This is a genomic window from Marinobacter sp. SS8-8 (genome assembly GCF_030540945.1).
Classification (GTDB): domain Bacteria; phylum Pseudomonadota; class Gammaproteobacteria; order Pseudomonadales; family Oleiphilaceae; genus Marinobacter.
The window spans coordinates 47,683-60,719 of record NZ_JASSVN010000001.1; the positions used below are offsets into that span (position 1 = coordinate 47,683).

9 protein-coding genes are annotated in these 13,037 nt (G+C 58.3%); 1 reads left to right on the forward strand and 8 read right to left on the reverse strand.

Annotated elements, in window-relative coordinates; genetic code table 11:
* Nucleotides 1-91: 91 nt before the first annotated feature.
* From QPL96_RS00215 to QPL96_RS00230, 4 genes are all read right to left on the reverse strand, one after another.
* Nucleotides 92-841 carry a hypothetical protein gene (locus tag QPL96_RS00215; protein WP_303284808.1) on the reverse strand — a complete coding sequence of 250 codons (750 nt, stop codon included), beginning with the start codon at nt 839-841 and terminating at the stop codon, nt 92-94.
* A 377-nt stretch (nt 842-1,218) separates the two neighbouring features.
* A complete protein-coding gene (locus tag QPL96_RS00220; protein ID WP_303284809.1) occupies nt 1,219-4,701 on the reverse strand; it encodes a toxin VasX in 3,483 nt (1,160 codons plus the stop codon).
* 3 nt (nt 4,702-4,704) lie between these two features.
* A complete protein-coding gene (locus QPL96_RS00225; RefSeq protein WP_303284810.1) occupies nt 4,705-5,529 on the reverse strand; it encodes a DUF4123 domain-containing protein in 825 nt (274 codons plus the stop codon).
* A complete protein-coding gene (locus QPL96_RS00230) occupies nt 5,526-7,598 on the reverse strand; it encodes a type VI secretion system Vgr family protein (protein ID WP_303284811.1) in 2,073 nt (690 codons plus the stop codon). The genes QPL96_RS00225 and QPL96_RS00230 overlap by 4 nt, the downstream gene beginning before the upstream one ends.
* 179 nt (nt 7,599-7,777) lie before the next feature.
* Between QPL96_RS00230 and QPL96_RS00235 the strand changes: the two genes are divergently transcribed.
* Nucleotides 7,778-8,476: a hypothetical protein gene (locus tag QPL96_RS00235; RefSeq protein ID WP_303284813.1), complete on the forward strand. Its 699-nt coding sequence runs from the start codon at nt 7,778-7,780 to the stop codon at nt 8,474-8,476.
* Between the two features lie 32 nt (nt 8,477-8,508).
* On the opposite strand, the gene QPL96_RS00240 is transcribed toward QPL96_RS00235, so the two are convergent.
* The 4 genes from QPL96_RS00240 to QPL96_RS00255 are packed head-to-tail and all read right to left on the reverse strand — an operon-like array spanning nt 8,509 to nt 13,011.
* Nucleotides 8,509-9,477, reverse strand: coding sequence for an NAD(P)H-quinone oxidoreductase (locus QPL96_RS00240; RefSeq protein ID WP_303284814.1), 969 nt, complete (start codon nt 9,475-9,477; stop codon nt 8,509-8,511).
* A 30-nt stretch (nt 9,478-9,507) separates the two neighbouring features.
* Nucleotides 9,508-10,125, reverse strand: coding sequence for a DUF3524 domain-containing protein (locus QPL96_RS00245; protein ID WP_303284815.1), 618 nt, complete (start codon nt 10,123-10,125; stop codon nt 9,508-9,510).
* Nucleotides 10,061-11,791: a sugar phosphorylase gene (locus QPL96_RS00250; RefSeq protein WP_303284816.1), complete on the reverse strand. Its 1,731-nt coding sequence runs from the start codon at nt 11,789-11,791 to the stop codon at nt 10,061-10,063. The genes QPL96_RS00245 and QPL96_RS00250 overlap by 65 nt, the downstream gene beginning before the upstream one ends.
* Nucleotides 11,788-13,011: a glycosyl transferase gene (locus QPL96_RS00255; protein WP_303284817.1), complete on the reverse strand. Its 1,224-nt coding sequence runs from the start codon at nt 13,009-13,011 to the stop codon at nt 11,788-11,790. The genes QPL96_RS00250 and QPL96_RS00255 overlap by 4 nt, the downstream gene beginning before the upstream one ends.
* Between the last annotated feature and the right edge of the window lie 26 nt (nt 13,012-13,037).

Consider the following 13,037-nt stretch of genomic DNA (forward strand, 5'->3'; position numbering starts at 1 on the left):
AGAGGCTTGAATTATCAATCTGATTTCAGATTGACCATGCACCAGCCTCAACCGGTATAGGATACCCCATTGCTGGACGATCAGCGCCAGCTTACGCAGTCATTGAGACCTTGCCCTCAAACTCCTCGCCAACCTGGGCAAAGATTTCAGTCATTGGCCTTTGCGGATTTGCTTTTTGCAGTTCCAGCACCCGCTTGCTTTGGCGCTTTAGTTCCTCGCTGGGTTTGGCCCATTGGTCTTCCGGAATCGATTCAGACCACTCCGCCATGGACTTGGGTAGCGACTTACGACTCATGCGTTTGATCTTTTTGACCTCCCACTCCACCAACCGGTTCGGGAGGGTCCAGAAAGTGATCAGGTGGTACAGGTACCAGCCAGTCAGGTAGAGCATCCCCCGCTTGCCTTCCCGGTATTCCTCATGAAGGCGTTTGCGGGCATTGCGGAAGACATGGACGCCCTCCCAGGGTGGATCGTCCGGGCCCTGAAGTTCCAATGGATCCTGGATTTCTTTCAAGGTATGGACTTCGTACTCCATGTACGCCCGGATGGCCTCCCAGTTGCTGATGGCCTGGGGCTGGCCATAAGTCTGGAATTCCAGGGTGTATTTCTCGCCCGTGTCCGGGTGATAGAAGCCAATGCCAAAGCCGTACTGGCGTTGCACGCCATATTCGGTCACGCCCTGGGCTTCCGTCACCCAGGCGACCAGCTCTTCCCAGGGGACAAAGATCGGCTCTTTCTGCCCCTCCGGCACGAAACACACTTCGCGGCGTTGGCGGTTGAAGCGGGTGGGGGCCACGTTCTTTATTTTGCCGTAAGCCTGCCAGCGTGGAAGTGAGAGCATGAAAAACCCAAAGAGCCCTCCCCAAACAGCAACCCAGAAGGCAAAATCAAAGGTTACTCGCCACCCCCAAAGAGCATCCTCCCAGCCATTACCAAAAGTAAACCCTCCAAGAAAAACAACGAAAGGAAAAAAGAAAGCACCAAGCAAAAAGCAAAAAAACGGTATCCCCAGCGTGGACTGCCAACCGAACACCGAGGTCGCCCCCGCTCCAAAATCCAAGTAGCTATTATTCACTTCCCCCACCGCATGGCCATGATCCACTGGCGGCAAGCCCGTTGGCAGGGGTTTGGGGGCTAGAAAGGTCAGCCGGCCACTCGGAAAGGGCTCGGAACGCCCGGCTCGGGGCGGCTGTTCTGACTGGGCACTCTTGGGGTCCATTAAAGTCCATCCGTCACTATGAGTGGCTGGCGGAGTCGCCACCAGGTAATCTCAGCTTTCGGTGCGTCCTGCACGGGCGTCAGGGGATACTGACTATCCGGAGTCACCTTCAGCATATAAACGGCACCGGTATAGGCCCCATCTGCCTGCAATGTTTCCAGCTTGACCATCAAGCCCAGATCCCGGGTGCGGAGGCCATGCTGAGTCTTCTCATGGGACGGTGGCCTGAAGGCCAGTTGCAGGTGACCGGCATCGACCGACTGCTCCAGGCTACCCAGGATGGCACCGGTACAGGGTACCCAGGTTTCCGGTTGGCGGGAGAACATTCCCCTTCGCCCCGGCTGGATGCGCCATGCGGCAATAGATAGGCGGTGGGGCGCGTTGCCTTCCGGGGGCTCTACTAGGCCGTCCGCCGGCAAACCTGGGCAGTTTAACCGAAACCTGGAAGGCTCTTCATCCTCGCCGGGCACTTCGTCTAGGGTGACACTGTTGCCAATCCGGGCAAAAGCCTCTACATAGTGGTCAAGCGAGCCATTGTGGACCTGCTCGGGCTCCCGTGACCAAGGCGTGGTTTGCAGCCATTTATCCTGCTCGCTCAGGTTGTGCCGGTTATACAGCCAGGTACCGCCCAACTCAAAAACCGTGAACACCAGCCCCGCCACGTTCAGGCGAGCAAACAGACCGGACAAGGTCCGGCCGGCAGTAGCCCACGCCATGGCCCTGTTTTCCGCTCCTCGTGCGGCAAGTGCCTGAATAAACGACTGACCAGTCCGGTAAACCCCGTAAGCATTGATACCCGCCAGACCACCACTGCCCATCATACCCAGGAGTGCACCGGCTTGAGCTTCGGGATTGCCGGTCTGGACCGCTCTCAGCCAGTTTTCCCGATGCTTATAGGCACTTATTCCGGCGCTGACCGCTCCAAACAAATAGGCAGGACCACCAAGCCTAACGTGCAACTTGCCCATCCGGATATGCACACCAGTTATAGCGGTGCGCTGCCAAGCATCGGCTAGGGCCTTTGCCCTGGCCCCATAGGCGGTGTCCATGATGCCCTGGCCAGCCAGAAAACCTGCCGCTGAGGTGGCCCCAAAACTCTCACCCAAACGTTTCAGGTTATCTTGCAGATTCCTCTGCTTGTTATCCGTTGAAAAAAGCTCGCCCAACGCATTTCCAAAAATAGCCAACTGCACTCCAAATACCAAAACCCCAAGCCCATCCCCCATCAGGTTCACCCGGGGAGCCGAGGCCAAGCCCTGCCGGAAATGCCCGACCAGTCGTCCAACTTCCTGCTGGGCCAATGGCGGCGGAACCAACGTTATGCCGGCACGGCCAGTGGTGGCCGGTTCCAGTTTCAGACCTGTGTCGGTTTCCTCAACCGGGCTGAGGGCAGCGGCCACGCGTTTACCGATTTCACGATGCTCTTCGCGGGTGGCCTTGAATTCAGCCACCAATCCCTGGGCTTTTTCGGAACGATGGCCATGGGTGGATTTGGCAACATCGTGTTGGTTCTGGAGCTGTTTCATCCGTTGATCCAGCTGCAGCATCTGCCTGAGGTTGTCCCGGAAGGTCGCCAACTCGCTTGCAGAAGCAAAGCGGAATTCCGCCTTGCCCTGGTCTATGGCGTCCAGCATGCGCCGCTTGAAAAAGTACGGCAGGTCCCGGAAGAGGTCATCCAGCTCCGGCAGGGTCTGGCTGTCGATGGCCTTGTAGAGCTCCCCAACAGCACGCCCCTTGGCCCGGGTAATAGCCGGGGCGAGGGTGTCCCCCACCCCCTCTGCTTTCTGTTGGATTTGCTCCGAGTAGTGGGAATAATCCGGAAGCTTGCCCTGCTCTGCCGCTTTTACCCGTTGGATCCAATCCGCCGCCCTGGTAACCACGGCGTAGCCAGCGGAGCCAACCGCCAAATAGGTCTTGGCCAGCTCACCGTCTTCGGAGCGGTCATTCCTTGGCAGGGTCTGGAACAGGGGGCGGCTGTATTGGGGGTTCTGTTCCAGCCACTCCAGCACGCCATCACTTGCCTCGTCGGAACGGCAGATGTCTTTCCGGCAAGCGTATTCCAGATCCAGGGCCGCCTCGATCTGCACTTCGTCTTCCGGGTCAAAATACCACGCGGCCTGGTGATAGCGGTTGTCTGTCAGCAGTTGAATACGATCACTGGTTATATCCGTCAGCAGTGACTGCCAGCGGGCCAGCTTCGCACGCTGGCCGGCCATGTACTGGTCCATGGCCTCACGGTCGATCAGGTCGTTGATCCCGCGATGGCCGAAACCACGCCCCTCCAGAATCGCCTTCAGGTTATCACGGTGCTCCTTCTCCAAGGCGACAATGCCTTCTATGTGGGAGTTCACAAAATCCGGCCTGGCCCCTTCCATGGCTTGCCGCAGGTACCACTCGTCCACCGCTCTCTGCATTTTGGGAAGGATGCCGTAGGCGTTGGTTCGATTGGCGGTACTCCGGATCTCTTCAACCCTTGATTTAACGTCAGGGGGAAGCGATGCATCATTGGGGCCGGGTCTCGCTTCATCCTCAAGTTGTCTCAATGCTGTCAGCAATGCGGACTGCGTGTTTGAACGGTCGCTTTCCGGCATGGCTTCCAGGTCCTGCCGCATAGAGGCTATGGCGGGGTGGTCCGAATTGGCCACCATGGCATCCAAGCCCCGTTCGTCCAGCAGAGTCATGGATTCAATCAGTGTGCCAAGGAAATAGTCTCGTTCGTCGTCTCCCTCACTTGTCCAGCTTTCAATCCAGCCCACCACATCATCCTGATGCTGGGCCAGATCCAGCATAACGCCCACGTCATCCCTCACAACGAGACAGAGGCAATTGGAAACATCGTCGATGGACTGCTGCTTGATCAGCTTGCCGAACCGGCTCTTGTGGTAATAGGGCTGGTTCTCCCAGTGGTAGGATTCACCTTCCCGCGGGTGGGCCCCTTCGGGAGTTTCCGGTGTGTAGTCCTCGGCAAATTCGGCCACCCATTCCCTGGCCTGGTCCGGGGTAAGCAGGTATTCACCGCCGCTCAGTGGCGAGGCACTGGCCAGATCGATTTTCTGCAGCAGCGCATCACGTTCTTGTGAGTCGTCCAATACCTGTGCTTTCTTGCGGGCAGTCCATGCCAGTTCCGAGAAGGCAACGTACAGCGTATGGGATACCGGGTACTCCAGCTTACCGTCGTTGTGGCCCGTCAGTTCACCGTTTTCATGCAGGTACTCGTGGAGCTCCCCGGTATCCGCGTCCAGTACATAAAGGTAGCCATGCCTCAGGAGGCGGTAGCCAAGGGGGCGTGAGGTCAGTGAGTAAGGGTATCCGGGGTCTGTATCGGCAGGCGCAACTTCCACCCGGCCATACCGGATGGGCAGCAGGTGTACGGTTTTCAGCAGCGGGCATGACGCGGGCTCATCAATGGGGGTGCCAGGCTGTTCCCAGCATAAAAGATCGCTGCTTGTCCGGTCGTCAGTGGGGCGTTGTATCCGTGTCATTGTTCATCCTTGATCCAATGGGGATGCCGTTTCCGTCACGGCATTTCTATCGGCTTGTCGTGGCAATGTTGCGAACAGGAATTGCATCACCTCACGCAGGTTGTTGCACCCGCTGCCAAGTGCCTCTTCCAGTATGCTCGCAAGTGCGGGGTAGGCGTCCCTCAAAGCCGGGCCACCCAACTCGTTGCGCACCGCCTCCTCCAGGTTGTTCCATATCTGCAGTGCACCTTTGCGCCGATTGAAGGCTTCGAAAGCACCCTTCAGGTCCGCTGAGGCCATCATTTTTCCGGGCGTGTCACCTGTGCTGTCTGGCTGAACGGCCGGAGGCTCGACAAGATGCCACTGTCCGCTGATACGATCCGGAACAATCAGCCGATCCACGGCCCTGATAGGGAATCGGGGCAGGTTGCCCCCGATCACCGGCCTGGCCAGCGCCGGATGAGAAATGCGCACCAGTTCTTCACAACCCGACGCCACTTCTACCTGCAGGTGGGACCGCATCCAGCGGATACAGGTCGCACGGTCTGTGGCTGAAACCAGCAGATACCCCTGCTCTTGCTCGGCCCCCTGCTCCAGGAACCCTTTCAGCACCGGATCTTCCGGCCCGCCGAGCCATACAAGCCAGGGGGATAGTTCCGAAACGGCCTCCCATCGGGTGGACGCATACAGACTCTCTGCATTAGCGGGCTGCCCACCGGCCCACTGGTATATCTGTTCACCGAGCCCCGGGATAGCGACACCATCCAGGACAAGCCCAACCGGGTGATGGTCAGGCCAGTGAACATGGGTAAACGGCGACTCCGACAAGGGCCAGCAATCCTGATTCATGAGTTCTGCTCCTCACAAACCGGGCAGGTAGCACTCCCGTTCCTGAGTGCCGCAAGCTGGGACTCCACATTGATTGCCGGAGCGTTCTTCCGTTGTCCAACTTCCGCCAATGTCTCCTGCCCAGGCTCGCGGGGCCGATCCCCCTCAATAACCTGCGGCATTTCCGCCAACACCACACTTTGCCCCGAACCACTTCCCGGCGAACCACCAGAATTAATCTTCACCCCCGGCCCTGCCAGCGTCACGCCACTCGGGTCCAGCTTTAGCAAACTGCCACCCGCCGAAATAGTGATTTCAGCGCCAGCTTCCAGCACCACTTTGGCGCCCGCCTTGTGGTGAACTTCTGTGCCAGCTTCGCTAAACGTACCCAGGGACGATTTCTGGTGGAAGGTGCCACCGATATTCTGGCTGCAGTCGCCACCGACGGATTCGCGATTTTCTCCGTCTACCGTGCAGTGATCATCACCCTCGATGTGACTGAATCGGTTGTTCTCGACGGTCAGCTGGCCGTCGTTCCGAATCACCTCCGTGCGGTTATTCTCGGTGAGCAGGTCCAGGTCTTTCTGAGCGTGGATGTAGATCTGTTCCTGGTCCGCCTCATCCTCAAACCGCAACTCATTACTTCCTTCGCCCTTGTGGGTTTTTGTTTTCAGGGTGGTGCGGGTTTTGTGTTCCGGCAGCCCATAGGGTGGCGTGTTGGTGATGTGGTGGGTTCGGCCGGTGATGATGGGCTGGTCCGGGTCGCCGTCCAGAAAAGAAACAATCACTTCGTGGCCGATTCGTGGCAAGGCCATGAAACCATACTGGCCGCCGGCCCAACCCTGACTGACTCGGAGCCAGGCGCTGCTGTGTTCGTCGTTCCTGCTGTATCGATCCCAAGGAAACCGCACTTTCACCCGACCATATTCGTCGCAGTGGATCTCCTCGCCTTCCGGGCCGGTGACAATCGCGATTTGCGGGCCGTCCATCAGGGGGCGGTGGGGCGTCTGCGGTATCCAGGTCAGATCGGCAGGTATGGCATTAAACTGGTTGTGGTACGTGGTGGGTTCGCTGCCGCCCTCCTCTTCCAGGGCCTGGGGCTGGGTACCGGTGTGGGTGACTGCGGTCAGCAGCCATTCCCGGTTCGGGCCATCGCTGTCGTGCTCCTTCAGTTCAACCTTGGCGCCGGCGCTGAAGTCCGGGCGATTGCTCTCACCGGATGCCGTACTGGCATCCTTGCGCAGGGACTGAAGTCTCGCTTCGGTAAAAGGCTGGCCGCTGGCATCGGCCTTGAAGCGACCGGGGTAATCGTAGTGCTGATAGTCCTCCCGGTGTTTCAGATCGCCGCTGGTTTGGTCATGCATCAGGGCATAGGCAGGATTCCGGAAGGTGTAATCCTTCATGGCCACGGAAGCGACCCGCACTCGCTCTTCATAACGGAACCGGCAAACCGAGGGTCGCCGGGTGCTGCCGCCGGCTTTGGCGTTATATTCTGCCGGCTCCAGCTTCGGCGCATCGCCATGATGGTCGGCGATTACAAGCGCCGGCTGTGTGTCTGAGTCCACGCTCCCGTGTTCATAGCGATAATGCCAGCCCTCCTCGGCCGCGAGCCGTACCAGAAAGGCAAGGTCGCTTTCTCGATGCTGGACACAGTACTCCCGTTGCTGCGGGGAGCGCTTCAGATCGAAGACCGAATCGATAATGCCGCGTTCTTCAAGCAGAGTCCGCATGATCGCATCGGTACCCTGGGTCTGGAAAATCCGGCTGTTGTGCATCAGCCCCAGACGCCAGAGAGGCGGCTGGATCGTCAGCTCATAGCGAGTCCTCCGGTGGCCGGCATCACCACGAACGAATTCGTTGACCACCCCGGTAAACCGCCGAAGAGGCATGCTGTCCTGCCAGATAACGAGATCAACCGGTTGCTCCAGAATCTCTGCGGCCCGAATGGATGGGTCGATACTAGCCAGCTCAAGACGACCCTGACACACCTCGGAAAGGCGCTCGGTCAGTGCGAAGCCAACCACGGAAAATAAATCGGAGGGGAGACCGCCAACACGGGCGGTGAACTGCAATCCACTTGCTTGGGGCATATCTTCGTTCCCTGAAGAGCAATAGGTTTTCCAGCTCGTCCTGAGCCGGATCCCGATTATAGCCATCCAGCCGCAGAATGAAACCCCGGGGCTGGTCGCGGGTAGGAAAGATGAGAGGTTGACCGGCCATGCATTCGAATGCACCCTAATCTGGTTTCATTACGCAACCGGAGAATCACGTGAGCGAATATACCAACCGAGCCGTTGTGCTCAGGCAGCGCCCACAGGGTGAGATTCAGCAAGGCGATCTGGTGCTGGAAGAGCGCCCTGTCCGTTCCCCCAACGAGGGCGAGGTGGTTGCCCAGGTGCTCTGGCTTTCGCTGGACCCTTACATGCGCCCCAGAATGAACGATGCCAAAGGTTATATGGACCCCATCGGCATTGACGAGCCTATTGTCGGCGAGTGTGTTGCACGGATCGTTGAATCCCGCTCAGACGAATTGAAGGTCGGCGACCTGGTCACCTGCTATTCCGGCTGGCAGGAGTACGTTACTTTCCCTGCGAATGCACCGATGGTGTACAAAATTCAGGAGCGCGACAACGTGCCCCTGCAGGCGTATCTGGGCGTTGCCGGCATGCCCGGGTGCCTATATGCGGATTTTGTTTCTGCGTACAACGCAAAGGATATGGCCAGCGTGGAGACCCCGTTCCACGTGCTTGGAGCCCTTGATCCCGCGCCTGAGCACCGCTTTTTCCTGGTGACCGAGTGGCAGGACCAGCATCAGGAAATCACGGATATTCTGGCCTCACGGGTTGCTTCCGGTGAGCTGAAGTACCGCGAGACGGTTGCCGAAGGCCTGGAAAATACCATTGAAGCCTTCAAGGGCATGCTCAAGGGTCGGAACTTCGGCAAGCAACTGGTCCATATCGCAGACTGACTGCCTGCCTTGAAACGCAAGGGCCTGCCTGATTAATCCGATATTTTCAGGAGCACCTTCCCGGTGTTCCTGTTGTCGGCAACGTAGGCCATTGCGTCTTCCACCTGCTCAATCGGCCATGCACTATCAATCAGAGGTTCAATCTGGCCTGCAGCGAGCAATGGCCAGACGTTCCGGTAGAGGGCCTGCATCACCGCGCCCTTGTCCCTGACCGTGCGCGAGCGGAGTGTGGAGCCAATCAGGCGCTGGCGTTTGATCAGCATCAGTCCCAGATCCACTTCGGCCATTCGCCCGCCCATCAGTCCGATCAGCACAATGCGGCCGTCAACATTCAGCACCTTCTGGTCGTCCGCAATGTAACTGCCGCCGACCGGGTCCAGCACCATATCTACCCCACCCCAGCTCTTAACCGCTTCAACAAAGGAACCCGCTTTCCGGTTCCAGACACCACTGGCTCCGAGCTTCCGGCAGACCTCCAGCTTGGCATCATCGCCGGCAGTTGCGAACACCGGGTTGCCAAATGCCGTGGCCAGTTGGATAACAGCAGTACCGAGACCGCTGGCTCCGGCGTGCAGAAGCACCCGTTCACCGGGTTTCAGCGCTGCTTCGTGATAGAGATTCAGCCAGGCGGTGGCAAAGACTTCCGGAATCGCCGCGGCTTTTTCAAGCGACAGGCCCCTGGGTACCGGCAACACCTGAACTTCCGGTACAACCACGCGGGTGGCGTAGCCCCCACCCGTCAGCAAGGCACACACTTCATCCCCGGGCCGGAAGCGGGTAGCACCCGCGCCAACCGAGGCGATCCGGCCACTCACCTCCAGGCCAAGAATGTCTGACGCCCCTGGCGGAGGCGGATAGACTCCTGCCCGCTGCATAAGGTCCGCCCGGTTGATTGCTGTCCAGACCACTTCGATCTCAACGTGGTCTGCCGACGGCTCGCCTGGCCCTTCCCAGGGCTCCCAACTAAGACTTTCCCCCGTTATCTTGATTGCTTTGGTCATGTCTGATGCCTCGGCCTTGCTCATATCCGCTCAGGATACCCCATGTTTTTCAAACGTTGCACGAATGATATTGCCATAGCGAGCGGAAAGCGACGAAACCCGCCACCCACCCGGGCAACTGGGCAATGGAGGATTTGCCAACAGCTTGGCAAGCCGATCAGCCGCAGCCAAAGCCTCGGCTTCTGGCTCGCCCGCATGGCTTGGGTAGAGCTGATTCCGGGGAATGTATTCCGGAAAAGCAAGCCGGTCCGGCCCCTTGTCATATTCCCAGCGATGGTTCCACACCAGATGCGGGCACTGGCGATCAATGCCACGGCGATCATCTGCAAACAGGCTGTCGTCAACTGGTACGGAAAGCACCCCGGATTTTTCATCAATAGTGCGGATCAGGCCTTCAGGCACACCATCAGGCAGCTTATCCAGGAAAGCCTGGGCCTGCTCAAGAAAGCTGCATCGGTTCCCGTCGCTGTTGAACAGAACCCTATCCGGGGCCAGCGCCGGTGGCTGCCTGCACCGCAGGCCGAAAGCAGAAGTATTCGGGGTCGGTTCGTTGCTGTGTGTCCGGGCATGGGCGCATTCTGCCCTACTCCCGGTTCGACAACCAGACGCTTTGATAGGGCTTGAGTGTGATCGAGCCGGACAGGTCATCGATCTTCATACCCGAGATCAGGTCCTGCCAGTGATCGGTTCCTATGAGATTGATATCACTCAAAGCCACCGGCTGAACCTCATCGCTGATGTTGTGAATGCAGAAGATAGACTGATCCCGCCGCATGCTCTGGCGCCAGAAGCCAAACAGCTGCAGGCCCAGGTGCAGAGTGAACTGGGTGGCATTGGGATGGAACGCCGACTGTTTACGGCGAATGGCGATCAGCCGCGTCAGCTCGTGGAAGGCTTTGCTGTGATGGCTCAGCGGGTCTGCAAGTTTGCGTTCCAGATCATCCAGCTGCCATTGGCTGCGGTTGATGGAACGCAGGCGACCGGTGTGTTCCACTCTCTCCAGATCATTTTCGGTGGCCAGCAGGCTGTGGATGTAGAAGGCAGGGATACCCTCCAGCGCCAGCATAATGGTGTGAGCACAGATAAAGCGCTGCAACTGCCAGTGATCCGCACCGGATTCCGCGGTTCCCCTCAGGGCATCGTAGAGCGCAATGTTGATTTCGTAAGGCTGATCCCGGCCATCGGCCGTACGGCGATAGGACACCTTGCCTCCGAAGGAATCCATGGTATTGATCAGCCGCTGCTTTTCCTCATCGGTCAGCAGGCCATCGGTCGGGCGCATGCCGATGCCGTCGTGGGAGGCGATGAAGTTCAGGTAGGTGGTGCCCATTTGCGCCGGCGGCATACTCATCAGCCAGGTTTTCAGGTGCTTGCAGTCTCCGGTCACCAGGGTATTGATCAGCAGCGGTGGCAGGGAAAAATTATAGATAACATGGGCTTCGTTGGCGTTGCCAAAGTAGGTCAGATTTTCGCGGTTAGGTACGTTGGTCTCGGTAATAACCACGGCATCCGGACTGTGATGCTCGATCAGAAGGCGCAGGATCTTGATCAACTCATGGGTCTGCCTGAGGTGGATGCTGGGCGTGCCCGGCTCTTTCCACAGGAAAGCCACTGCATCCAGCCGGAACAGGATAATGCCCCGCTCCAGATAGTGCCGAATGATCGCGACAAACTCCATCAACACCTTCGGGTTGGCAAAGTTCAGATCGACCTGATCCTCACTGAAGGTACACCAGACGTACCGCTCACCATCATCGGTCTGCACCGGATTCAGCAGTGGTGAGGTGCGGGGCCTCACCACGGCACTCAGATCATCCCGGGGATTGCCCTCAAAGAAATAGTCCTTGCCTGGATCCACCCGTTTGCGGAAATTCTCAAACCAGCGGCTGCGTGCCGACATGTGGTTGATCACCAGATCCGCCATCAACTTGTAATCCCGGGCAATGCGCTCGATGTCTTCCCAGGTTCCATGGGATTCGTTGACAGCCAGGTAATCCATCACCGAGAAACCATCGTCTGAGCTGTAGGGGAAAAACGGCAGGATATGGACGGACGACAGGCTATCAGCCAGGCAGTCACTGAGGAACCGGTGCAAAGTGACCAGAGGCTTCTCCCCTGGCTGCTGCACCGTATCGGCATAGGTGATCAGCACCACATCCGATTCATCCCAGTTGTTCTGATGGGCCGGGGGCGGCGGCTGGTTGGCCGCCAGACCCATGGTAATCAGCAGCTGTTCCGAAAGGAAATCGCAATCCAGTTCCGGGTAGACCACGTCCAGCATGGCCACCAGCTTGGCTTTCAGGGGCTGGTTCATGGCCGGAATTCCTCGTTATCCAGCTCGACCGCCTCCAGCAACTGTTCCTTGATATCCGGGAGGGCGCTGGTTACCCGGTTCCAGCTGGGAATGAAGGGGGTATCCATGGGGTTATCCAGAAAATAGGCGCCGGCCCGCATCACATTCTGGGCGAACAGCTCCACGGCTTTCTCTTCCTTGTGCCGGTCAAAGGTCAGGCCGTTGATTATGGCGTCGTTCTGGTAGGTTTCGACAAAATCCAGGGCGATCCGGAAATAGGTGGCCTTGATGGTGCGAAATTTCTCGTTGGAGAAAATCTCGCCGTTGGTCGCCAGCTTGCGGAACAGGGCCTTGGCGATGTCCATGCTCATTTTTGAGAGCCCCCTGCTGGCATCCTCGGGGGACAGTTCCTGATGTTTGTGATCGTACACATCGGCGATGTCCACCTGGCACAGACGGTTGGTAGCGTAGTTGCGCTTCATTTCCGAAAGCACTCCGATCTCCAGGCCCCAGTCGCTGGGGATGCGCAGATCGTTGATCACGTCGGTACGGAACGAGAATTCACCGGCCAGGGGATAGCGGTAACTGTCCAGGTAATCCAGAAAATCGTTGGGGCCGCACACCTTTTTCAGGGCCCGGATCAGTGGTGTCACCAACAGGCGGCTGACCCGACCGTTCATTTTGCTATCGGCCACCCGGGCGTAATAGCCTTTGCAGAACATATAGTTGAAGCCCGGGTTCGCCACCGGGTATATCAGCCGCGCCACCAGGTCCCTGGAATAGGTCAGGATGTCGCAATCGTGCAGCGCAACCGATTTACTCACCCCAGACGCCAGCACATAGCCGAAGCAGTACCAGACATTTCGTCCCTTGCCCATTTCCGTCGGTGCCAGATTTTGCTCACGAAGCTGGAGATCAATGGCCCTCAGTCGCGGCCCGTCGTTCCACAACACTTTGAAGTTCTGGGGCAACTCAGAGAAATACTCGAGGGCATGGCGATATTGCTCCTCGTTCGCCCGGTCCAGGCCGATAACAACCTGATCCAGATAGGACACCTTGCCAAGTTCCTGCACGATGTTTTTCAGGGCCGGGCCTTCCAGCTCGGAATAGAGCGACGGCAGCGCCAGGGACATGGGGCGGGATTTGCGGAAGTTCATCAACTCCGCTTCGAGGTCCTCCACCGGGCGGCGAACCAGGTTATGGAGGGTGGTGATAATGCCATTCTGGTAAAAGTCGCCCATGGCGGCTCTCCTTCTTTATTCCCGTA

What these genes read in the sequence shown, in the direction of transcription:
- QPL96_RS00215 (WP_303284808.1), bottom strand. Translation starts at nt 841, where the DNA reads ATGCTCTCACTTCCACGCTGGCAGGCTTACGGCAAAATAAAGAACGTG.
- QPL96_RS00220 (WP_303284809.1), bottom strand. Translation starts at nt 4,701, where the DNA reads ATGACACGGATACAACGCCCCACTGACGACCGGACAAGCAGCGATCTT.
- QPL96_RS00225 (WP_303284810.1), bottom strand. Translation starts at nt 5,529, where the DNA reads ATGAATCAGGATTGCTGGCCCTTGTCGGAGTCGCCGTTTACCCATGTT.
- QPL96_RS00230 (WP_303284811.1), bottom strand. Translation starts at nt 7,598, where the DNA reads ATGCCCCAAGCAAGTGGATTGCAGTTCACCGCCCGTGTTGGCGGTCTC.
- QPL96_RS00240 (WP_303284814.1), bottom strand. Translation starts at nt 9,477, where the DNA reads ATGACCAAAGCAATCAAGATAACGGGGGAAAGTCTTAGTTGGGAGCCC.
- QPL96_RS00245 (WP_303284815.1), bottom strand. Translation starts at nt 10,125, where the DNA reads ATGACCTGTCCGGCTCGATCACACTCAAGCCCTATCAAAGCGTCTGGT.
- QPL96_RS00250 (WP_303284816.1), bottom strand. Translation starts at nt 11,791, where the DNA reads ATGAACCAGCCCCTGAAAGCCAAGCTGGTGGCCATGCTGGACGTGGTC.
- QPL96_RS00255 (WP_303284817.1), bottom strand. Translation starts at nt 13,011, where the DNA reads ATGGGCGACTTTTACCAGAATGGCATTATCACCACCCTCCATAACCTG.